This is a genomic window from Thermoactinomyces sp. DSM 45892, assembly GCF_900107305.1.
GTDB lineage: Bacteria > Bacillota > Bacilli > Thermoactinomycetales > Thermoactinomycetaceae > Baia.
Window position 1 is genome coordinate 51,909 of sequence record NZ_FNPL01000003.1, and the last position, 21,933, is coordinate 73,841.

Consider the following 21,933-nt stretch of genomic DNA (forward strand, 5'->3'; position numbering starts at 1 on the left):
CCCACAGTATCAACTCCACATAATCATTGTGATGTTGTGTAGTCTTTCCCAAAAAAGTAGGTGTGATGTGATTGTATTCCGGCTGTAAAAAACGAGTTTCTTCTATATATATATGTAATTTTGTACAACAAAAAAACAGAGGTAAATACCCCTGCCGAGTGTAGACTATTCAGCTGCCACATATACAAGTCCTTTTATTAACTTCCGTTGCTCGGGAGAAAGAATACGGTTTCCCCACTGGAGGGCTTCTGCATTCTCTAATATTTTCTGTAGATCGATCATGGGAAGTGTGTCAGTGTCTTGATAAGAGGAAGTTGTGGAGGTTATACCTAGAATAAAGTCTGTGCTGGTATTTAACACTTTTGATAGGTTAACAAGTTGGATAGGGGTTGGCAAAGTGGCTCCAGTTTCAAGATTGGTCACAACTTGCCATGATACCCCTATTTGAGCAGCTAGATCTTTCCTTTTCCAGCCTTTGGCTTTTCTCAATAATACAATACGGTCTCCGACTGCTTTTTTGTCCATATATAAACACCTCCTAATTATATATTGAAAAATAATCTTAATATATTGATCTGATTATAGTATCATTGAGGAATAAGATCAATAACAGAACGCACTGTTCTAGGTGCTGATAAAAATCTGCCTGTCATTGAACGTCTGAATAAATAAATTATGAATACCGTCAATGAACAAGAAGGAGTAAACGCTTTGGTAATCACAAACAAAAATAAAAACACAGTCGAAATCGGTTTCGAACAGCAAATCTGGGCGGCAGCTGATATTCTACGTGGAAATATGGACGCAGCTGAATACAAGCATGTTGTACTGGGGCTTATCTTTTTAAAATACATCTCCGACCAATTTGAGGCTCGCTATCAAAAACTGCTTGCCGATGATGATGATGTGGAGGATAAAGATGCATACGCTGAGGTCAACGTCTTCTTTGTCCCACCTTTAGCGCGATGGAGTGTCATCTCCGAAGCTGCACACAAAGAGGAAATCGGTACGGTTATTGACGACGCGATGCGAGCTATTGAAAAGGAGAACAAGAGGCTGAAAGACATTCTGCCGAAAAACTACGCCCGTGCCGAACTAGATAAGCGCCGTTTAGGAAATGTGGTTGATCTTTTTACCAATATTAAGATGGTTGAGCACGGTACGGACAAAGACATCCTTGGACGGACCTATGAATACTGCCTTTCCAAGTTCGCCGAGCAGGAAGGAAAGCGTGCCGGTGAATTCTATACTCCTGCCTGTGTGGTTCGGACGCTTGTTGAAGTTTTACAGCCTTTCCAAGGACGTGTATATGACCCTTGTTGCGGTTCTGGAGGTATGTATGTACAGTCGGCGCAGTTTGTCGAGAGCCACTCCGGCAACATCAACAACCTTTCGATCTATGGACAAGATTCCAATCCGACGACTCGCAAGATGGCTCTGATGAACCTCGCCATTCGTGGGATTGAAGCTGACCTCGGAGGATACAATGCTGATACGTTCCATAATGACCTGCACAAGACACTGAAAGCCGACTTTATCCTCGCTAATCCACCATTCAATCTTTCGGACTGGAACGATGGGAGTCTAAATGAGGACCCACGTTGGAAGTATGGTCTTCCTCCGAAAGGAAACGCAAACTTTGCATGGCTTCAACATATGATTTCTCACCTTGCACCAAATGGAAAAATTGGAGTAGTTCTTGCCAATGGATCTCTCTCTTCTCAGAGTGGAAGTGAGGGGGAAATCCGCAAGGAGATGGTAGAAGACGATCTTGTGGAAGGTATTATCGCGATGCCCACACAGTTGTTCTACACTACGCAGATTCCTGTGTCGCTGTGGTTCATCAGTCGAAATAAGACACAGAAAGGCAAAACTCTGTTCATCGATGCTCGCAAGATGGGATCAATGGTTAGTCGGAAGTTACGCGAACTGACCATGGAGGACATTGCTAAAATTGCCGATACATTCAAAGAGTTTCATCAAGGAACCTTGGAAGACGTGCCAGGATTCTGTGCTGCCGCCACCATCGCTGATATAGCCAAGCAGGACTATATCCTCACACCGGGGCGCTATGTAGGCATCGAAAAGCAGGAGGATGATGGCGAGCCATTCGAGCAAAAAATGACTCGGCTGACGAGTGAACTCTCTGAGATGTTTGAGCGTTCCCATGAATTGGAGAATGAGATTCGAAAGAGACTGGGGGCGATTGGATATGAAGTCTGAGCGCACTTCTTATCAGCTAGCCGATATTATCGATCTCTTTGGTGGTGGGACACCAAAGACCAGTATGCCTGAATACTGGGACGGTAATATTCCGTGGCTTTCAGTCAAGGACTTTAACAATGACGACCGCTATGTGTATGAAACCACAAAGACCATCACACAAGCAGGTTTAAATAATAGTTCTACGAAAATGTTAATGCGCGATGACATTATCATTTCTGCTCGCGGTACAGTTGGCGAGCTTGCAATGATTCCGTTCCCAATGGCGTTCAATCAGTCGTGTTATGGAATTAGAGGTAGGAAGGATATTGTCATACAGCCCTACCTTTATTACTTGCTGAAGGATAGTATCCGACTGCTGAAAAACCAGACGCACGGCTCGGTGTTTGACACGATAACAAAGGCTACATTTGCCGGTATCAAGGTTACTGTGCCACCAATAGACGAACAACAGAAGGTTGCCGATACTTTGACTGCTTTAGATGATAAGATTGCTGTCAATAAAGCGATAAACAATCATTTAGAACAGATGGCACAGGCCATTTTTAAATCGTGGTTCGTGGACTTTGAGCCGTTTGGAGGAATGATGCCGACCGATTGGCGGGAAGTGAAGTTTTCAGCTTTTCTCACTCCACGTATTGAGAAAAGCAATGACCCCAATATTCCGCTGTTTTCGGTCACCGACAACGGAATATTCCCGCGTAGCGAGAAATTTAACAAATCTCTCTCTAAGACAACAACTATGAATAAGATTGTACGAGAAACAGATTTAGTCTTTGGAATGAGTCGTGAAATCCTGAACTGGGGAGTTATGCGCTCACCAATCGGTGGGGTGAGTTCTGCATACAATATTTTCGCCGTTGAAAGTAATATTAACTCAAAGTATCTTGAATCATTCATTAAGGCTTACTCCTTTTACTTCAAAGACTTAATTCGTCCAGCGACTCGAGAGGGTCAAGGGGTTGATAAAGAAGCGTTGATGATGAAATCGATTTACTTGCCGCCTGATGATACATTGATGAAATACTACGCAATTGAGGATTCCTTAACGGGGATTATTTCTGCAAATAAAGCTGAAAATGTTTGCCTTGCCGCTCTTCGTGACACGCTCTTACCCCGCCTGATGTCAGGCGAGTTATCCGTCACCGACCTGGTTACTAACCGATAGTTTATCATCTAGATACAGGGGGAATGCTCGATGGCATATACGGAAGCAAACTACGAAAACGCAGTTATTGAAGTGTTCCGTGACACCTTGGGGTACGACTATGTCTATGGGCCGGATATGACTCGTGATCATAATGAACCACTTTACATGGACGAGCTGCTACCCTCTTTAAGACGGGTCAACCCGAAGTTACCCGAGTCCGCCCTGACCGAGGCAGTCTACAAATTGCGAAACATTGAGAGCGGTACGGTATTCCAGAAAAATTTTCTCTTTATGGAATACCTCCAAAACGGCATATCTGTAAACTTCTTTGATAAGGGAAAGCCAAGGGCCGATCTCGTTCGACTTGTGGATTTTGAGAACATCAACCGTAATACCTTTACTGTCGCCAATCAGTGGGAGGTGGTCGAGAATAGCAGGAAACGTCCTGATGTCATTGTTTTCCTCAATGGTCTGCCTATAGTCGTATTTGAGTTGAAATCTCCATCGCGTGAAGAAACCGACACTTCCGAGGCGTTCCGACAGCTTCGCAATTATATGATAGAGATCCCGTCCCTTTTCACTTACAACGCATTCTGTGCGATGAGTGATCTCGCTATCTCCAAAGCTGGTACGATTACGGCGGACGAAGACCGCTTCATGGAGTGGAAAACGAAGGATGGGAACTACGAAAACACACAACACGCCCAGTTCGACACCTTCATCGAGGGAATGTTTGATAAAGCAAGACTACTTGATATTATCCAGAATTTCATCTGCTTTTCTGCTGATGTAAAGATTCTCGGTGCTTACCATCAGTATTTTGCGGTGAAGAAAGCGGTTGCTTCCACGGTAAAGGCGATCAATACTGACGGCAAGGGCGGAGTGTTCTGGCATACTCAAGGTAGTGGTAAGTCTCTGTCGATGGTGTTCTATGCACATCTCCTTCAGCAAGTGCTTCACTCGCCAACTATCGTTGTGTTGACTGACCGCAATGACCTAGATGACCAGCTTTTCGCTCAATTCGCCATGTGTGCAGACTTCATTCGTCAGACTCCGCAACAAGCGGAAAATCGTAGCCATCTAAAAGAATTGCTTGCAGGACGGCAAGCGAACGGTATTATCTTCACCACAGCGCAAAAGTTTGAGGAGAGTTCGGAGTGTTTGTCCGAGCGTCGAAATATCATTGTCATAGCGGATGAGGCGCATCGTAGTCAGTTCATACACGAACGTATAGATAGTAAGACAGGGCGCGTCAAGAAAACTTTTGGTTTACTTATTCGGGAGAGCTTGCCGAATGCAACCTACATAGGTTTCACAGGAACACCGATTTCAAGCAAAGATCGCTCGACTAACGAGGTATTCGGCAATTATATCGACATCTATGATATGACTCAATCTGTGGAGGATGGGGCAACTCGTCCTGTTTACTACGAAAGTCGCGTCCTCAATCTGAAGCTGGATGAGGACCTTTTGAGGAAAATTGATGCTGAGTACGATCTAATGGCACAGAATGCTGAGGAACACGCTATCGAAAAGAGTAAAAAGGAACTCGGTAATCTAGAGTCCATTCTTGGAGCAGATCAAACAATTACAGCTCTCTGTCAGGACATCATTCGTCACTATGAGGAAAACCGCCAATATGAACTCACAGGAAAGGCAATGATTGTCGGCTATTCTCGTACCATCGCGATGTCCATCTATCGCAAACTAATAGAATTTCGCCCAGAGTGGGTAGAAAAAGTCGGCGTGGTGATGACAGAAGACAACAGGGATCCCGAGGAGTGGCGTAGGGTTATCGGCAATAAACGTCACCGCAATGAAATGGCGAAGCGGTTCAAGGACAACGACGATCCTCTGAAAATTGCCATCGTTGTGGATATGTGGCTGACTGGTTTTGACGTCCCCTCACTAGCTACCATGTACATTTATAAACCAATGTCGGGTCACAACCTGATGCAGGCAATTGCTCGAGTCAATCGGGTCTACAAGGATAAAGAAGGCGGTTTGGTAGTCGATTATGTTGGTATTGCTTCCGCCCTGAAACAGGCGATGAACGACTACACGAACCGTGACAAGAATAACTACGGCAATACGGACATCGCTGAGACTGCTTTACCGAAGTTCATTGAGAAACTGGAAGTCTGTCGTGATCTCTTCCATGGTTTTGACTATTCAGGTTTCATGCGGGAGGATGCTACAGACCTTTCTCGTGCCAAGGCGATTAGTGGTGGCGTGAACTTCCTGACAGCAATCGGAGCGGAGATCGGGTATAACGGGATGAGTCGCAAGGATGTCTACATCAAAGAAGCAATGCTTCTGCGTCAGGCTCTATCCCTTTGCCGTTCTCTTCTCACACCGGAACAGCGTTACGAATCCGCATACTTCGAGGCTGTACGAACATTGCTGACTCGTATCACTAGTGAAAGTAAGCCACTCTCCCTGAAAGAAATCAATACCCGTATCAATGACCTGTTGAAAGCGAGCATTCAGAGCCAAGGTGTGATTAACTTATTTTCAGATGTGGATACAGGATTCTCTTTATTTGACCCGAAGTTTCTTGACGGCATCTCTAAGATGAAGGAGAAGAATCTCTCACTGGAGTTGTTGAAAAAGTTGCTCAGTGAGCAGGTATCTCAGTATCGTAAAACGAACCTCGTCAAATCAGAAAAATTCTCGGATAGGCTTTCTCGTGCGATGAAATCGTATATAAATGGTATGCTTTCCAATGAAGAAGTCATCGCAGAGCTGATGAAGATGGCCAAAGATATGGCGAACGCCCAAGAAAAGGGCGATGCTATGGGGCTGGACGACGAGGAGTTGGCGTTTTATGATGCCCTTACCCGTCCAGAAGCAGTTAAGGACGTCTATCAGAATGAGGAACTCGTGGCAATGACTCGCGAGCTTGCGGAGAAGCTCCGCAAGAACCGTAACATCGACTGGCAAAAGAAAGAGTCCGCCCGTGCTGGAATGCGTCGAATTGTTAAGAAACTATTGAAGAAATACAAGTATCCACCAGATGGCATGGAAGATGCGCTTGAGACTGTTATTGGTCAGTGCGAGATGTGGGCAGATCATTAACAGAGGGATTTCGAATGAATTCATAGTTGTGGATATTTGTTTTCAAATGCCCTTTAGTGTCATTAAGTGCGTGATCAATCCGTGATCATTTGCCTATTTCTAAGCGGATTCCATTGTACTCCAATCGTCCAACTCTATATGTATCAAAGGATTCAGTGGTTGTAGTTATCGTGACTATGCAGAAAGCACTCTGACTACGGATCAGAAGGTCGAGGGTTAGAATCCTTCAGGGCACGCCAAATGTTAGAAGCCCCGCTTATGCCAGAATCCCTTGGTATAAGCGGGGCTTCGCTATGTTTGTAGGCTTGTGATAGTTGTAATAATATACTGTATAATTCATATTATTTTTTATATTTCTGGATAGATGTGCTATTTAGTGTTATCTAGTTCGATCTAATGTTACTAAGTGCGTGATCATTTCGTGATCAAGAATGTGATCGACCCCGTGACTAGGGAGCAAGAAATGAATTGGAAAGGTGAACTACTTTCGTACGAACGCTACTACATAGCTAATGTCAAACAAAGCAAAATCAATCTTGATAACTTAACGAAACAAGAGCAAGATGTTTTTCGTGCGCATAACTGGTGGTCATTAGATGAGATAGATAAGTCAGATGATACATTTATTCCTGCAGGCTTTGTTCAGCTACTACTTCCGATTTTGGCCGGTACTTTACCATCTATACCTATATGTATTAAATAGATTTTACTAGGTAGTTTCCGGGCATTCGGTAATTTGAAGATTATATCATTTGCCCGATTTGCAAAGCCAAAAAGAATGCCCTTACATGGTTGAATCTATGAATGCATGGATATGAGAGTATACGAGAATTCATAGAATAAATAAGCTGTATAGGTGTGAGATGGACTGCTGTTTGAAGCAATCAAATGTCATGTAGTTAAATCGAATCCGCTTGCCTCTTTCTAAGCGGATTCGATTTAACTACAACTGCCGAACCCACATGTATCAAAGGGTTCGGCAGTTGTAGTTAGCGAGACTATGAGACTACGGATCAGAAGTCGTAAGGACTCAGGTTGTTTTGTTTCTTTTACTCTCAAGGTCTAGACAAGCTGTATACTCCTCTTTGCTTCTTGTATCTAATAATTCTTTGATGTTGTCTAATTCTCGCCTAGTTGGGATTACGGATACTTGAATCACGGGTATCTCCTTCTTTCCTAACGGGACTGTTGTTACAATCAGGTCTATCCCCAGGTTTTGGAGATCGCATGTCTGGATATCTAATACTTCTTCCTGCGCAATGGATAGTGTATTTCCAAACTCGCTATACAGTACCCCGTATATATATCGCTTCCACATGATACTATCTCCTAAATACAATAATGCTTTTTTCTTATAGGTTTGCGATAAATGGAACGAAGCTTCTACTTGTAGCGTAATAGCTAAGATATCTTCTTCATTGGCAGGAGGAAGAAATGAGTATTGTTGTGTCCAGTTTGTATAGATACGGCTGACTTTTTGAAAGGTATGGTAATGTTTGTGTTTCACTGGCTCATGCCATTCAGATTTTGGTGATGTAATGGTAGGTATAAATTGATATCGATACGCAATTTGCCTGAGGTATTGTATTAGATGAAAAAGAAATTCTTCATCCTGATGAAACGCTACCCCAAACTCATGCCCGAGTTTGTCTACTAAATCTTGAGTACATCGATAGACGGTGGATGTACCTCTATAGTAGAATTGTAAAATTTCTTGCTTATAGTGTTTCTGATTCGTATAGATAAACATAGAACAACTGACTGCAATCGTAATGAAAACCTGATCTATGTTTGTGAGTGAAATATCACACAGTACTTGAGAGGTGGTTTTGATTTTGGGATAAAAGGGTGTTTCAGCCACAATCTTTTCATAGATGAGCAAATTTGTCAGGTTGTGCCCTTGCTTTTTTCGTTGTACAAAAATGGCAAGTAAATAGGCCAATCTTTGTTTATAGTTTGGATAAAATTGAATAGCTAGCTTTTGTTCCATATGAGAAATGTAGGTGAATATCTCTTTCTGATTTGGAAATGGCCACTCTTGGTCTAGGTACGTTGTATAATACAATTCATAAAACATATATATGATATGAGTTTCTTTCCCGACGATACGTAACGGTCTTTTTTGCAATGTTAATTCAAAAAGATCAAGATGTTGTTGAATACGCTGAAGGACAGGTGATAACGCAGATACTTGTACATACAGCGTATCGGCTAACTCTGAGACGGTACGAATGTTTCCTTGTAGTAGTTGATTGAGTACTTGAAATTGCATATCTTGTTGCTTAAAAAAAGAGTACATGCTTGTATGAGAGGAGTGGGGGGGCTTGTATAGCTTTATCCCTCTTCCTTTGATGCACTGTATTTGCCAGTCCGGGGGTAAGCGTTCTTTCAGATAATCTAAGTCACGCCGAACTGTCTTGACTGAGCACTGTACATGACAAGCAATTTCTTCTAATGTATACCATTTTTCATCTTGTAATAGTACCTTAATCATTTCTTGTTGTCGATAATGAGGGAACATAATGATATGATCCATTTCTCTATAAAAGATAGAAATGGAACTCTCCTTTCTATGGTTATTTCGTAATCAAATGGACGAAGAATTCCTTGTTTTTTGCCATGTTGCACAAGGTTAAGGAATATCAAGTTTTTACGTAAACGTTAGAACAATTCTTCTTGGAGCCAAGTATTGATTAACCAAATAAAATAAAAGGAGAAAGGCTTCTTGATAAATAATTGTTGTAGACAATGATAGAGATTTTATTTTTATGAAACAGAGTAACATTCTTTATGTAAATTTACAAGACTTCTGCTTTTCTTAGGTGTTTCTTCTTATCATTCCCGTCTACTGTGAATTGTCCCCGATCTACCTACCTTACCTGAGGTTACCTCCATGACGGTATTTCAAAGTGTCTGACCTGGTTGTTTTCTGCTATCTCAATCGTTAGTTAGGTGTGGAAAATGTTAACAACAAAAATGTCCTTTATCAAAGGGCTTAATCGTTAATGACATTTATCGTGACGATATACTATATTAAAAATGGAAGAGCGACTTCTAGATTGCAGTAACGTCACATCCATTCGGGGGAAGGGGAGGAATACACGAATGACTAGTACAAGCGATCCTCATATATCTAATTATTATAAAAAAACAGTTGATAATGATCAGTTTATACAAGTAACATAAATTTTGCTTTTTTTAGTTAGTAAGTATCTATTTAATTGAAATCTATTATTAAAGTTTTATTTTTTTATTTTAAATCAAAGAAGCGAGGTATTCTGATGAGGAAAGTATCTTTAGTCACAGGGTGTGTCATTACAGCTATGATGGCTAGCCACGTATTACCATCACAAGTAGTTGCTGCTGAAGAAAAGCAAGCGATTGAACTAAGTGTCAGTAAAAGCAATGCAGATGCTGCTCTGACACTTCAAGAATTAGGAACACAGACCATTCTATTAAAAACCCAGGCCTTAACGTTGTTAAAACAACCAACTGTAGTAGCAACAACTATGCCAGATTTGAGCACATATCAAGATAAGGCAAAGCAACATGCTAGTTACTGGCTAGATGTAGTTCAACCTAGCTTTATCGATGCAAACCAGCAAATCATTTCTTTTCAACAAAAGTTTCAAAGTTACTACGATAAATTAATTGAGCTATCATCAAAAATGGATACAGATCCTCAGGCGAAACAAGATTTTATAGCTGGTATTAGGAAATTGCAAGAGAGTGTAAGCAATCACCAGTACCAAATGCAAACTATGTCATCCAATTTACAACAATTCAAAGATAAGTTTGATGTAGATGCCCAAAATTTCATAAATGCAGCTACCAATGCTCAAAAATCCTTAGCAGATAAAAATGGGGAAATTGCAGCTCTGACCAAACAAATTCAATCTATTAATGCAGATATCACTGCCACTACAGGGCTCATTGTAGGTGGAGTCATAACGATGGTAGCAGGTATAGGAGGTATTACCCTTGGCACTATTGCTCTATTTGCCACGACGGGGGGCACAGTAGCAGTTATCATACCTGCACTAGCTGGAATAGTGACTGGTACAGGTGGACTTCTGGGTGGTGGATTGACTGTAGGCTTTGCTGCGAAAAAGTTAGACAATAAGCGCAAAGAATTACAGGAAACCACACAAAAGTTAACAAGTGCGCAAACCGAGGCGGCGTCTCTAACGCTTTTATCAGAACAAGTTAATACATTCAAGGATACTGTAACAAAGGGCGAAGATAGCTTGGAAGGCTTCCATGACAATTGGTATACATTACAACAAAACTTCACTAAATTGAAAAAAAATGTGGATCAAGTTAACCCTGACAGCAGTGTGTTACAAAGTTATTTAGCGCAAATCAAAAAATCAGTCGATGACCTAGCTACTCAAGCTAAGCAACAAGAGCAGATAATCACAGGTATTTCTTACCAATAACCTAGGGGGATTTATATGAAGACGACTTCAGTTAGATGGCTGACATGTGTTACATTAGCTGGGACATTATCTACGGTAAGTGTTTTACCATCTTATGCCACTTCTGCTGTAGCAAAGGCAGATGAAGTGAGCAATGAAAAACAACCAAATATTCCAGATAAATATTTAGGCCCAGAAGGACTTAAAAAAGCATTGGAGGAGACGGGGTCACATGTGATCGTGTTAGATGCGTATGCATTAACCTTAATAAAATCTCCTGACATCAAGCTGGATAAGAACTTATTTACTGATCAAAAAGATAAGGATTTGGTAGATAGTGTATTAGCATCACAGAAAAAAGCACAGGGGAATGCAAGGGGTTGGTTAGATAATCTAAAGCCAAAATTAATTGATGTGAATGAAGGGATCGTTAACTACGGCACGAAATTTGATAACTATTATAATACCATTGCTGCAGCTGTTGACTCAGGTGACAAACAGACAATAAAAGATGGTGTGGGGCGCTTATATAAAAGCGTACAAGAGAACCAAAATGGGGTGAATCAACTAGTTAAGGATTTAAAAGGTTTTCGTGATGCGTTAACAAATGATACTACGAGCTTTCAAAATGAAACCGATCGAATGCTGTCAAATTTAGAAGGAAAAAACTCTATTCTGCCGTCCCTAAAGCAAGAAATTGATGCCTATAATTCTCAAGTTAGTGCTTCTATCGCTATGATTGCAACAGGTGGGGTGCTATCTCTTATGGGAATAGGATTTGGTGTACTCACGGTGGTATTAGCAGTAAGCGGAGTCGGACTTCCATTTGCCGCTATTACGGGTGCTGTGGGAGCAGGAGAAATTGGGGGTGGAGTTGCTCTCATTATTACAGGAAGTAATAAGCTAAAAGAAGCAAATAACCAAATTGCAGAGCTAACAACGCAATTAAAGGAAACCGAGTTACAAGCAGCAAGTTTAAAAGTGGCAAGTGGTCAAACCAAAACATTTGTAGATACGATTAATTTAGCTATCGATTCGGTACAAGCCTTATCAGATCAATGGAATACGATGAGTTCCAAGTATCAATCGCTGCTTAGGAATGTTGATGATATCTCGCCAGACTCTCTTGCATTTGTTAAAGAAGACTTGGAAACGGCAAAGGAAAGTTGGCTAAATATTAAAGCCTATGCAGATACGCTATATGCCAAAATTACGATTAAATCGTAAAGCTTTCTAATAAGGTAGGGCTACTCCTTCTACATATGAATCATACGGGGGGGCCCTCTTATGTTAGGAGAGGGGATGTATTGATATGGCATTTATCCGAAGAGTAGTTATCTCTTGTTTAATCGGTATGGGTATTTTATTTCCAATTTCTTCTTATAATGTTGTATTTGCTCAAGACGAGATCCCAACAGTTATGGATGGATTAGTAAATCGTGTGATCGATCTACATCCATCTTTTTTAAATCATATAGCAGGGGCTAGAAATACAGATATTGATATAAGTGTACTAGAGTCAACTACCAAGCACGAAGGAAAAATATATGAACAAGCGCAGCAATGGAAAACGGAAATAAAGCCTAAAATGGAAGATTCAAAGAAAGAGATTTTGAATTATAATAGTGAATTTCAAAGTACGTACGACGAAATTCAAAACCAAATTACATCTAAAAATAAGGACGAAATTCTCAAATTACTGGAAGTCATGCAGTCTCGTATTACAAATAAGAAACAGAGTGTTACGGAATTTTTAGCTACATTAAAGGATTATATGAAGGACGTAACGACAAGTTCCCAACAACTACAAAATGATCGTATGGGGGTTCAGGCTACTATGGATGGCTATCGCGCGTCGTTGGACTCCTTATACGATCAGCTATACAATACGACATCTGATACTGTACGAGAACAATTAGAAAATCAAACTGCAGAAATATCTATCAAATTGTATGATAACCTAGAACCATTGTATAAAGATGAAAATGTAATGATTGATAGTATAAATGGAGTGAATGATGGGGTATTGAATGTAGGGTGGATCATCTCATTGGAAGATATGAATACGAACTGGACCATTTTAGATACAAAGCTAAAAAAACTGATTCAAAATATGAAAGATGCTTCTGATATCAATTGGACATTCATTACAGATGATATGAGCACTGTAAAAGAGGCTTGGGATAATATTTATAAGAGAACAGAGGAGTTATAGGAGGGCCTTATAGGCACTCTAAGGCAGATGGCAAGTAGAAACGAGGTAAAATCTATGTATAAGTATTTGAAAATAGTGGTCTTCATCTTGATCAGTCTCTTATGTATAACAGCGTGTAGTAATGAAAAGGTAGTCACGTCGAAAGTGGGGGACATCACACAAGAAGAATTAGCCACAGATTTGAAACAACAATTTGGCAAATTAATGGCGTATCAAATGATGATTAAGAAAGTGTTGCTGCATGAGGCTGAGGTCTCCGATAAAGAAGTAGATCAAAAATTGGGGGATATGAAAAAACAGACAAACCAGACAGTTGCTGACATGGTGAAACAATTTGGTTTGGCAGATGAAAAAACGTTAAGAGAGCAGGTCAAGGTTCAATTAGCGTTAGAAAAAGCAGTGAAACAGTCTATCACTGACCAAGATCTTAAAGAAAATTATAAACCAGAAATCAAGGCTAGTCATATTTTAGTATCAGATGAAAAGACAGCAAAAGAGGTAGAAGAAAAGGTAAAAAAGGGAGAGGACTTTGCTGCGCTTGCTAAGCAGTATTCCATTGATACACTTTCTAAAGAAAAAGGAGGAGATCTAGGTTTCTTCGGGCCGGGTACGAGACAGAAAGCGTTTGAAGATGCTACTTATAAACTGAAAGTAGGAGAAATTAGTCCCCCTGTCAAAACGGATATGGGTTACCATATTATTAAAGTAACAGAAATGAAAGAGTTAAAACCATTTGAACAAGAAAAAGATCTTATTCGAGGCAAATTAGAGAAAAAAAGACTAAGTGATCAAGCATGGCAGCAACAATTTTTACAGTCATTGCTCAAAAAAGCTGATGTTCAAGTGAAGGATTCTACACTTAAGGATGCATTTCAACCGAAGCAACCAGCCACACTTCCTTAGAAGTATGAGTATTTTATAATGGATCGACATAAGTTCCCTCGGTGGTTTTCATTTTCAAGCTGAGCAGACACAGCCCCGCTTATGCCATAATTCATTGGTATAGACGGGGCTTCTATATGGATAAAGGGATCCAAATGAGCTTCTATATAGGGAAGCGGGGCTAATTTTGGTCCATAAAATGGATTTCTCATGAAAAGTTATTCGACAAAAGGAGTATTGTAAACCCTAATATTTGAATAATATAATGTACATATGTCAATATATCAATTATATGGAAAAGAAGGGTTCAATACATCATGGAAGGCTCACTTTTTAATCGGTACAGAGGGTATTCATGGAAACATTTTCGTAAAGATCTTCTCGCAGGAATGATTGTAGGTATCATTTCTCTCCCACTCGCTATGTCTTTTGCTATTGCTTCAGGTGTGAAGCCTGAGTATGGAATTTATACTACGATTATGGCGGGTGTATTGATTTCATTGTTAGGTGGTTCGAGATTTCAAATTGGAGGTCCGACGGGGGCTTTTATTCCGATTCTCTTAGGGATTGTGCTCACATATGGATATGAAAACTTGCTGCTGGCTGGCTTGTTAGCGGGAGTGATCCTTTGTTTGATGGGGATTTTTAAGCTGGGTTCATTTATTAAATACATTCCACAACCCGTTATCGTTGGATTTACTGCAGGAATTGCGGTTATTATCTTTACAGGACAAATTGCTGATTTTTTAGGTTTGACGGGAATGGAAAAGCATGAGCAATTTATTGCCAATTTCGCAGAAATCATCAATCATCTTAGTTCAGTTAATCTATATAGTGTCACTACTGCTATGATTTGTTTGGGGGTTATGTTGCTTACAACCAAGTTATTTCCCCGCGTTCCAGGGTCATTAATCGGTTTAGTCGTTTCCACTGCTATAGCAATGTTATTTTTTTCAGGCCATGTTCCTACGATTGGTACTGTATTTGGTGCGATTCCGAGTACTCTTCCATCCTTCCACATACCGGAAATTACGTTAGAACGAATTCAAATGTTGTTGGTTCCTGCTTTTGTGATTGCTATCTTGGGTGGAATTGAGTCTCTCTTATCTGCCGTTGTGGCAGACGGAATGACACACACAAAGCATAACAGTAATCGGGAGTTGTTGGGTCAAGGGATCGCAAACATCGTTACACCTTTAATCGGAGGAATTCCAGCTACCGGCGCCATTGCTCGGACAGCTACTAATATTAAAAGTGGAGCTGTGTCCCCCATCTCGGGAGTCACTCATGGTTTATTTGTTCTGTTGACGTTGCTATTACTGGCTCCTTACACAGCACATATTCCGCTAGCAAGTATGGCTCCTATCTTAATGGTAGTGGCTTGGAATATGAGTGAACGAAAACATTTTATACGAGTGCTGAAAACAAAAACGGGGGATTCTCTGGTATTACTAGTAACCTTTTCCCTTACTATCTTCACAAGCCTGACTACAGCGGTCGGCATCGGGCTTCTTTTGTCTATTCTTCTGTTTGCCAAGCGTATGAGTGGCATGCTGGTAATGAATAAAGTACTTCCGGATCATAGTAACAATCATGAAAAAGTGTTGCCTCATGTGGTCAATGAAACTCATGACTGTCCACAAATTAGTATTTATACAGTGGAAGGTCCTATTTTCTTTGGAACGGCTCAGTTGTTTGAAGACAGCGTTATGAAAGCCGTTTGCTGTAAACCGAAAGTCTTTATTTTACGCTTGAGACAAGTTCCTTTTATGGATGTAACGGGGGAGGAATCCTTTCGACTCTTTCTGCATTCATTACAAAAGCAAGGTAGCTTATTGTTAGTATCAGGAGTGATCCCCTCCTTAAAAGAAAGCTTGCAAAAAAATGGATTGGTTGACGAAATTGGAAAAGAACATTTCTTTGATCATACAGGAAGAGCGATTGATTATGCTTTGGAACAAATTGAGCTAAATAAATGTATAGGGTGTAAGCATTTTGCTTTTCATGAATGCGCAAAATTCTCCCGCAGGAACGAGAATGCATCGTAACCATGAGACAAGATATGCTCTCCGAATGGTGGACTGTTGAGATAATAAAAACAGTTAACAGAGAAAGGAGACCCACTTGTGATTATTACGCCTGATGTGATCCTACTGCCATGTACCGTCAAAAATGGAGTGAAACATTTTGAGTTAGTTGCTGAGCCTGTCCGTAGAGAGATCTTACCGGGCGTTTTTATCAATGCGTTAGGATACAACGGCTGTCTTCCGGGACCGACCATTTTGGTCTATCCTGGGGACTGTGTAAATATTCGCGTGGTCAATCGACTGTCAGAAGGAACTAGTGTACATTGGCATGGGCTAGACATCCCTAACAGAATGGATGGAGTGCCGGAGATAGAGCCTTCACCACTCATCGAACCAAATCATTACTTTGATTATCGATTTAAGGTGACCAACCCTCCAGGTACCCATATGTACCACTCTCATTATGATGCAGTAACACAGGAAATGTCTGGTCTTAGTGGGGGTTTTATTATTGTAGATCCCAAGAGTACCCAGTTTGATCGCGATTATTTTATCATGCTACACGAGTTTCATTTGATAGGACTAGAGCCTGGCGTTGTAAAGAAAGGAATATTTGACATTAATCCTAGGGCACATGATTTTAATTTTTTTACTATGAACGGGCGTTGTTTTCCTTTCACGACTCCTCTTCATGTAAAACAAAACGAACGGGTACGGATTCGATTAGGTAATGTGGGAATGAGTGCCCATCCGATCCATCTTCATGGGCACCAATTTAGGGTACGGGCTGCGGATGGTAACACTATACCGAAACAGAATCGACTTAAACGAAACACGATATTAGTTGCTCCCGGCGAGACTTACGATATAGAATTTAAAACCAATAATCCAGGAATTTGGCCATTTCACTGTCATATCCCCCACCATATGTCTAATAACCTAACGAAACCTGCTGGGGGAATGTTCACGACTGTTGTTTATCAGGAGGAGGATTAGAGACGTAATCCGTTTTTTGGTTTCGGGACGAGTCCTAAATCTTACGCAAGAGTAAGGTAGATGTAAGTTTACTCCATATCTTCGAATGAATAGATTGATTATAATATTCCAATACTATAACGTCACAAGGAGGACGATTCATGACGTTTTGGCAATTTGCATATCGAAATGTTTCGAGAAATATACGAAATTATCTAGCTTTCTTTTTTAGTAGTGCGTTTTCAGTTATGATTTTCTTTTCTTATGCTGCTTTTATCTTTCATCCTCGTATCACCCAAGACGAAACGATTGGAAATACCGTTCAAATCGGGATGATAGTAGCGGAGTTTATTATTTATTTCTTTTCCTTCTTGTTCGTTATCTATTCCGTAGGTAACTTTTTGAAGATCAGGAGTAAGGAGTTTGGATTACTAACCCTGATGGGAGCTCCTTCTTATAAGCTAAGTCGACTTGTCTTTTTAGAAAATATCATCATTGGAACGCTGTCGATCGGTACGGGGATATTAGCTGGACTATTGTTTATGCAACTATTCTTCCTTGGGGCAACGAATATCATCGATATGCCTCCACTCCCGTTTTACTTTCCGGTCACAGCCTTTCAGGTTACTGCTGGAGCGTTTTTTCTTTTGTTTCTCATCGTTTCATTCTTCACTCGATTTATGATTAGAAAGAACAGCATACTTACTTTGATTCAAGGGTCTGTAAAACCAAAAAAAGAACCAAGAATCTCTATTTTTCTAGCCCTACTATCGGCTGGAACGATTTGTAGTGCCTTGTTTCTGGCAAGTTTTGGGATTAATACAATAAGCATTGTACTTACTCCACTTCTACTGATCATTGGTACGTACTTTTTATTTTCACAATTAAGCGTCGTCATCATACGTTTGTTAAAACAAAAACGGTCTTTCTTTTGGAGAGGCACTAAGCTGTTATGGCTATCCGATCTCTCATATCGGATTAAAGATAACGCTCGTCTGTTCTTTCTGGTTACGATTGTCTCCACCGTTGCTTTTACGAGTGCGGGCGGATTCTTAGCCATAAAGGAATTTATTATAGATTCCCTGGATAGTAGTTTTCATTTTCAAGTTACTCCATTTGAAGATAAGAATGGAAAAAAAGAATCAACCCTTGATAAAAGAGTAGGTGAAGAATTAAAAAATGCGGGTGTTTCCTATTTGAAGATGACGACTACTATTCTAACTATCCGTGATCGTCAATTAGATAAGACCTATGATTTTATGAAGCTTTCTGAATATGAGAACTGGGCAAAACGTAATGGGATAGAGAATATCCCCACGTTAAAATCGAGCGAGGTGATTCTTCTTACTACTAGTAGGATGGAAGAAGAAGCCCTCTCCCCTTCCTCTATGCAGGTAGGAAAGAAAAAGTTCCATATTCAAGAGCGAAAAATGCTCCCTAAAAAAGATCATGTCCGGCCTCAAATACCATATGAATTTGTCATAAACGATACGGACTATAACGAGCTGCTAGTCTCATCGAAAGAGAATAAGACGTACCTTACAGAAGAGACACTTCATAACTATTTTGTCTCTTCGTGGAATGATGATATTCCGAAAAGAGATTCGACTGAGGTGAAAATAGGGCAGAAATTGCAACAAGAAGCGAAAGGGATTAACGAACATTTCATAGCGAGAGGCGCCCAGCTTGTTCAGGCAAAACAAGTGTTTGATGTAATGATGTTTATTGGTATTTTCATTGCTATGATATTCTTTTTAGCTGCTGCCAGCTTTCTTTATTTCCGACTATACGCAGACTTAGAAGAGGATCAGCGAAAATACTATGCTATTTCTAAAATAGGGCTTACTTTATCAGAATTACGATCTACTATTACGATTCAAATCGCTGTCCTGTTTTTCTTACCTTTTTTTGTATCTGTCCTCTATTCTGGATTCTCTATACTCGTGATAAGTAGACAATTAGGCGTAAATCCTTTTGTTGTTTTTAGTGGAATAGGCATGTTTTTCATCTTCCAGCTTGTCTATTTTTTCTTTGCGAATTCACGATATATGAAGCATATGAAGCGTCATATAGTGTAACGACGACACATACTTGAAAGCTAGAAAATGTGTTAAACACAGACGTTACAAGGGGACCCACTGGATCGGCAGGTGCCACAGGACCGACAGGACCATCTGGAGGACCTCCTGGACCAGCAGGGGCTACTGGACCTCAAGGACCAGCAGGGCCTACGGGGGCGATTGGAGCCTCAGGGGACACTGGACCTGCAGGGTCTACCGGGCCCCAAGGACCGACGGGAACTTTTGTTACAGGTGATTTCTTATTTGTAATTCAAGGAAACTCAGGCGCGAACGGTACGGTTCCACTCAGCTTTGGAGATACCCTCAACTTTATATCTGATACCTTAGAAATCACAGTAACGCCTGGTTCTGCCATCGTGAAACTAGAAGTGCCTACAGGCGCTAACGGGGCTACGGGGGCTACCGGAGAGACTGGGCCTCAAGGACCCACGGGCGCAGATGGTGCGGACGGCACTACTGGACCTCAAGGGGAAACTGGGCCTCAAGGACCCACGGGTGCAGATGGTGCGGACGGCACTACTGGACCTCAAGGGGAAACTGGGCCTCAAGGACCCACGGGTGCAGATGGTGCGGACGGCACTACTGGACCTCAAGGGGAAACTGGGCCTCAAGGACCGACGGGTGCAGATGGTGCAGACGGCACTACAGGACCTCAAGGGGAAACTGGACCTCAAGGACCCACGGGTGCAGATGGTGCAGACGGAGCTACAGGACCTCAAGGCGATACCGGGCCTCAGGGACCTACAGGGGCGGATGGTGCAGACGGAGCTACAGGACCTCAAGGCGATACTGGGCCTCAAGGACCGACAGGCGCGGATGGCACGGACGGCACTACTGGACCTCAAGGACCGACAGGCGCGGATGGCACGGACGGCACTACTGGAGCTACGGGACCAACTGGAGCTACGGGACCAACTGGAGCTACGGGCGTGGGATCTCCAGGCCCAACAGGTCCAACTGGGGTGACGGGACCGACGGGACCTTCTGGGGCTACCGGCCCGAGCGGATTTAATGCTGGAGTAGCGAATCATGCTATCTTTACTCCGACAGGTGCTACATTAACAAATAGCCTGCAAAATATTATTCTCACCCAAAGATTGAATACTAATCCTGCCATGATTAATTTTAATGGGACGAATACGATTACTCTGGCTCAAGGTGTATACTTTGTATCATATGACATTCGCACCACACTTACTCCCGGTAATGTCAACCTGGGTAAATTAGAGATTTTTGTGCCTGGTGCTGTTTTTACCGATTTAACTGCGCAAGTGTCTGCAGTTGCAGCTGTTTCAGCAAACCCAATTGGACGAAATGTTGTTTCAAGCGGATTAATGAATGTACCTGCAGGTGGAGCGAATCTTATGTTCCAAGGAATAGCTGGTGATTTTAGTAATCCAGGTGGAGGAGCTACAGCGGCAGGTATTGTGATAAACCCTATTTTCTCTAATATTTCAATTATGAGAATCGTGTAAAGAAGAAAACTTTACTTCAAAAAAGAACCCTTGATGATTCTTTCAGACGATAGAGACGGTCTGAGGAATTCTCTCGGGCTCTTTTTTATTTATTTTGTGGATATTCCATTCAGCTTCTTGCCAATCGTCGTAATGGGCTCGATCTGTGTGGAGAATGGAAGTCCACCCACATTTTTAAGTGTGGATTGTGTAGTGGGTTTATATAGGACTAGCTTCTTGTTTGTCTGTTGGATGGTCTGGTGTATGAGGGAGGTGAAGATGGTCTTGGATGTGCTTCCCTCGGGTTCCTTTTGTCCATCCATTATGAGAATGTGAATCTCTGGGTAGGTACCTTGAGTGATCCATTTTTGGATATTTTGTACTTGCAAGAAAAACGAGTCTAAACGAGTAGGAGGTTCGATTTGAATGAATGGAATCGAATTACTCTTTAACGGGTCTTTTAATTCTGTTGTTTTTGTTGAGAGTAGTGGCAATAGCTTGCCTGCTTGGTTTAGTAAGTAGGGTTCTAGTTGAAAGGGATGTTTTGGTTGATTGGATGTGTTTTCTTCTGGGTTGTTAGGGACAATCCATTGAATCGATTTATCTGCGTTGTTGGACGGTGAAGTCCCTTCGTCAGTGATGGAGGTTTGTTTTTGATCATCTGGTATCATTTGTTGCATCATTTTCGGCTGGTAATGGGCTTGAGGTGTTATGGTTTGACTGTGTGTGGTAATGGGCTGTTGTTTTTCTGGAGTTGTCATCTGTTGGATGGTAGGTTTCTTGGATGGATTTCCTTCATGTTTTTGAGTGGGTGTGACTATTTGTTTTTCTGAGTGCAATGATTTTTGTTTGCCTTTGTTTTGATTCCCTTCGTTGCTAGTAGGAACTTGAGTAGAAACGTTTTGTTTTTCAGGGTTTACTGCTATCTGGTCACGTCTTGTTTCTTTACTTAACTGATTTTTTTGCTTGGGTGTATCAGGCCCCTTTTGTTTTTCAGTTGTAATGTTCTGATCAGGGTTTTGTTCCTTTATAGGCGGATTCCCTTTATTTGTATTTGAATCATCGCTCGGGACATGGGCGATCAATTCGGGAAAACCAGCTTGATCTCCTCGATATGGTTCAACTAAAGCAGGTTCAGAGGGTTCTGTCTGGGTACTAGGGGCTGCTATCGGTTCCTCGACAGGCTCTGGTTGTGGCTTTGATGACTGGGCTGTAAGTGTACTGGAGGATGGCTGAGTTATGAAATACGTGATGGCAGACCCTCCAGCGATCACCAGGACTATAAGGAAGAAGATAAAGCCCGGTCTCCATCTTCGTGGTTTCGGTTGTTCAAATAGGTTTTGATCTGGAGCGTGATCTTCTAGAAAAAATTCATTTCGCAAATTTTGATCCTCCTCGACAATATTTGGTAACATCTTACTATAATTTAC

The 21,933-nt window shown here is 41.4% G+C and carries 15 protein-coding genes; 12 read left to right on the plus strand and 3 right to left on the minus strand.

What is annotated here, in order from left to right; genetic code table 11:
* Positions 1-165: 165 nt before the first annotated feature.
* Positions 166-525 carry a helix-turn-helix domain-containing protein gene (locus BLU58_RS03130; RefSeq protein ID WP_093290775.1) on the minus strand — a complete coding sequence of 120 codons (360 nt, stop codon included), beginning with the start codon at positions 523-525 and terminating at the stop codon, positions 166-168.
* 186 nt (positions 526-711) lie between these two features.
* On the opposite strand from BLU58_RS03130, the gene BLU58_RS03135 reads away from it, so the two are divergent.
* The 4 genes from BLU58_RS03135 (at position 712) to BLU58_RS03150 (ending at position 7,154) form a co-directional block, all read left to right on the plus strand.
* Positions 712-2,223 carry a class I SAM-dependent DNA methyltransferase gene (locus BLU58_RS03135; RefSeq protein WP_255404571.1) on the plus strand — a complete coding sequence of 504 codons (1,512 nt, stop codon included), beginning with the start codon at positions 712-714 and terminating at the stop codon, positions 2,221-2,223.
* A complete protein-coding gene (locus BLU58_RS03140) occupies positions 2,213-3,391 on the plus strand; it encodes a restriction endonuclease subunit S (RefSeq protein ID WP_176786470.1) in 1,179 nt (392 codons plus the stop codon). Before BLU58_RS03135 ends, BLU58_RS03140 begins: the two co-directional genes overlap by 11 nt.
* A 30-nt stretch (positions 3,392-3,421) precedes the next feature.
* Positions 3,422-6,451, plus strand: coding sequence for a type I restriction endonuclease subunit R (locus BLU58_RS03145; protein WP_093290778.1), 3,030 nt, complete (start codon positions 3,422-3,424; stop codon positions 6,449-6,451).
* 421 nt (positions 6,452-6,872) lie between these two features.
* Complete coding sequence (locus BLU58_RS03150) at positions 6,873-7,154, plus strand: NUDIX hydrolase (RefSeq protein WP_218122172.1); 282 nt, start codon at positions 6,873-6,875, stop codon at positions 7,152-7,154.
* A gap of 327 nt (positions 7,155-7,481) precedes the next feature.
* Here BLU58_RS03150 and BLU58_RS03155 read toward each other — a convergent pair whose 3' ends face one another.
* Positions 7,482-8,972 (minus strand): BglG family transcription antiterminator, encoded by a 1,491-nt coding sequence (locus BLU58_RS03155; protein ID WP_218122173.1) that lies wholly within the window; start codon positions 8,970-8,972, stop codon positions 7,482-7,484.
* Positions 8,973-9,732: 760 nt separating this feature from the next.
* Between BLU58_RS03155 and BLU58_RS03160 the strand changes: the two genes are divergently transcribed.
* From BLU58_RS03160 to BLU58_RS17120, 8 genes are all read left to right on the plus strand, one after another.
* The gene (locus BLU58_RS03160) at positions 9,733-10,890 is read left to right on the plus strand and encodes an HBL/NHE enterotoxin family protein (protein WP_093290781.1); all 1,158 of its coding nucleotides are present in this window, start codon (positions 9,733-9,735) and stop codon (positions 10,888-10,890) included.
* A gap of 15 nt (positions 10,891-10,905) precedes the next feature.
* The gene (locus BLU58_RS03165; protein WP_093290782.1) at positions 10,906-12,096 is read left to right on the plus strand and encodes an HBL/NHE enterotoxin family protein; all 1,191 of its coding nucleotides are present in this window, start codon (positions 10,906-10,908) and stop codon (positions 12,094-12,096) included.
* A gap of 85 nt (positions 12,097-12,181) precedes the next feature.
* Positions 12,182-13,084, plus strand: a complete 903-nt coding sequence (locus BLU58_RS03170; protein ID WP_093290783.1) for an HBL/NHE enterotoxin family protein — start codon at positions 12,182-12,184, stop codon at positions 13,082-13,084.
* A gap of 54 nt (positions 13,085-13,138) precedes the next feature.
* A complete protein-coding gene (locus BLU58_RS03175; protein WP_093290936.1) occupies positions 13,139-13,987 on the plus strand; it encodes a peptidylprolyl isomerase in 849 nt (282 codons plus the stop codon).
* 296 nt (positions 13,988-14,283) lie between these two features.
* Positions 14,284-16,014, plus strand: a complete 1,731-nt coding sequence (locus tag BLU58_RS03180; protein WP_093290784.1) for a SulP family inorganic anion transporter — start codon at positions 14,284-14,286, stop codon at positions 16,012-16,014.
* Between the two features lie 78 nt (positions 16,015-16,092).
* Positions 16,093-16,989 (plus strand): multicopper oxidase family protein, encoded by an 897-nt coding sequence (locus BLU58_RS03185; protein ID WP_093290785.1) that lies wholly within the window; start codon positions 16,093-16,095, stop codon positions 16,987-16,989.
* 140 nt (positions 16,990-17,129) lie between these two features.
* The gene (locus tag BLU58_RS03190) at positions 17,130-19,046 is read left to right on the plus strand and encodes an FtsX-like permease family protein (protein ID WP_093290786.1); all 1,917 of its coding nucleotides are present in this window, start codon (positions 17,130-17,132) and stop codon (positions 19,044-19,046) included.
* A gap of 29 nt (positions 19,047-19,075) precedes the next feature.
* Positions 19,076-20,524: a collagen-like domain-containing protein gene (locus BLU58_RS17120; RefSeq protein WP_093290787.1), complete on the plus strand. Its 1,449-nt coding sequence runs from the start codon at positions 19,076-19,078 to the stop codon at positions 20,522-20,524.
* 89 nt (positions 20,525-20,613) lie between these two features.
* On the opposite strand, the gene BLU58_RS03200 is transcribed toward BLU58_RS17120, so the two are convergent.
* Positions 20,614-21,885, minus strand: coding sequence for a hypothetical protein (locus tag BLU58_RS03200; protein ID WP_093290788.1), 1,272 nt, complete (start codon positions 21,883-21,885; stop codon positions 20,614-20,616).
* Between the last annotated feature and the right edge of the window lie 48 nt (positions 21,886-21,933).

Excerpts from the sequence above, each read along its gene's own strand:
- BLU58_RS03180 (WP_093290784.1), top strand. The coding sequence starts at position 14,284 with ATGGAAGGCTCACTTTTTAATCGGTACAGAGGGTATTCATGGAAACAT.
- BLU58_RS03155 (WP_218122173.1), bottom strand. The coding sequence starts at position 8,972 with ATGTTCCCTCATTATCGACAACAAGAAATGATTAAGGTACTATTACAA.
- BLU58_RS03165 (WP_093290782.1), top strand. The coding sequence starts at position 10,906 with ATGAAGACGACTTCAGTTAGATGGCTGACATGTGTTACATTAGCTGGG.
- BLU58_RS03140 (WP_176786470.1), top strand. The coding sequence starts at position 2,213 with ATGAAGTCTGAGCGCACTTCTTATCAGCTAGCCGATATTATCGATCTC.
- BLU58_RS03145 (WP_093290778.1), top strand. The coding sequence starts at position 3,422 with ATGGCATATACGGAAGCAAACTACGAAAACGCAGTTATTGAAGTGTTC.
- BLU58_RS03160 (WP_093290781.1), top strand. The coding sequence starts at position 9,733 with ATGAGGAAAGTATCTTTAGTCACAGGGTGTGTCATTACAGCTATGATG.
- BLU58_RS03170 (WP_093290783.1), top strand. The coding sequence starts at position 12,182 with ATGGCATTTATCCGAAGAGTAGTTATCTCTTGTTTAATCGGTATGGGT.
- BLU58_RS03175 (WP_093290936.1), top strand. The coding sequence starts at position 13,139 with ATGTATAAGTATTTGAAAATAGTGGTCTTCATCTTGATCAGTCTCTTA.
- BLU58_RS03190 (WP_093290786.1), top strand. The coding sequence starts at position 17,130 with ATGACGTTTTGGCAATTTGCATATCGAAATGTTTCGAGAAATATACGA.
- BLU58_RS03130 (WP_093290775.1), bottom strand. The coding sequence starts at position 525 with ATGGACAAAAAAGCAGTCGGAGACCGTATTGTATTATTGAGAAAAGCC.